This is a genomic window from Streptomyces sp. NPDC057099 (assembly GCF_042671245.1).
Classification (GTDB): Bacteria; Actinomycetota; Actinomycetes; order Streptomycetales; family Streptomycetaceae; genus Streptomyces; species Streptomyces purpurascens.
In genome coordinates, this window is record NZ_JBHUTX010000131.1 from 1 (window position 1) to 1,099 (window position 1,099).

The 1,099-nt window shown below is 70.1% G+C and carries 1 protein-coding gene; it reads right to left on the reverse strand.

The features are described 5' to 3' along the window. Window positions 1-1,099: condensation domain-containing protein (locus ACFT4A_RS42525; RefSeq protein ID WP_382842070.1), on the reverse strand; the 1,099-nt coding region annotated here is incomplete at both ends.

Consider the following 1,099-nt stretch of genomic DNA (forward strand, 5'->3'; position numbering starts at 1 on the left):
TCCAGCGCCGTCTCCAGCGCGGCGACCAGGTTCTCGACCGCCGTACGCACCAGCACACCCACCGCCTGCGGGTCGACCGGAGCCACCGCATCCACAGCGAGCGAGAGCGAATCACCGTTGTCGTCGACCGACACCATCAACGGATAGTTGGTGCGCTCTCGGGAGAACACGAGTCGGATCCCGTGGAGGGCGTTGTCCAGGTCGTCGCCCTCGTCGTTCGGCGCGGAGTTGTGGCGGTAGTTGAGGAAGCAGGTGAACAGCGGTGTGTCTCCGGCCATCGCGCTGGCCTGCTGGGCCACCGACAGTGGCGCGTGCTCGTGTTCCAGCAGCCTCGCGAGCTGCGTGCGCATGGCCGTGACCGCCGCCAGAACTCCGGGCTCGTCGGTCCGGGCGCGCACGGGGAGGGTGTTGATGAACGGGCCCGGTACTCGGGTCGATCCGGCTCCGGCGTTCATGCGCCCGAACAGCACGGTCCCGAAGACCACGTCGTCACGCCCGCTGACCGCTGCCAGCACCCGTGCCCACGCCACGTGCATGACCGTCGCCGCACTGGTTCCCAACCGCCGGGACACCTCCCGCAGCCGCCCGTGCAACTCCGGCTCGACGGGCACCCGGGCCCGTACCGCCGTAGCACCGTCGCTGTGCACGTCCACGAGTCCGAACGGCGTCGTCGGCTCGTCGAGGTCGCCCAGCAGCTCCGCGAAGTACCGTTCGTGTTCGGCTTGTTCCGCCCCGCCGCGGGCCTGTGCGACGAAGTCCCGGAACGGCAGCGGCTCGGCCAACGCGTCACCCTGGCCGGCGAGGAAGGCCCGTACCTCTGCGAGCAGCACCTCCAGCGCAGTGTGGTCCTGCACCATGTGGTGAGCGCGTACGAGACCCAGCCAGCGGCCCTCGGCCACAGCGGTGACGTGCAGGTCGATCAGCGGTGCCCGGCGCAGGTCCATCGACATCCCGACGGCCAGCAGGTCCGCCACCGGGTCACTGCTCTGCGGGTCCAGGGCCACCTCGGTCACCGGCAGTTCGGCCCGGCGCCACACCACCTGAACCGGCTCCCGCAACCCCTCCCACACGATCGACGTGCGGTAGATGTCATGCCGGT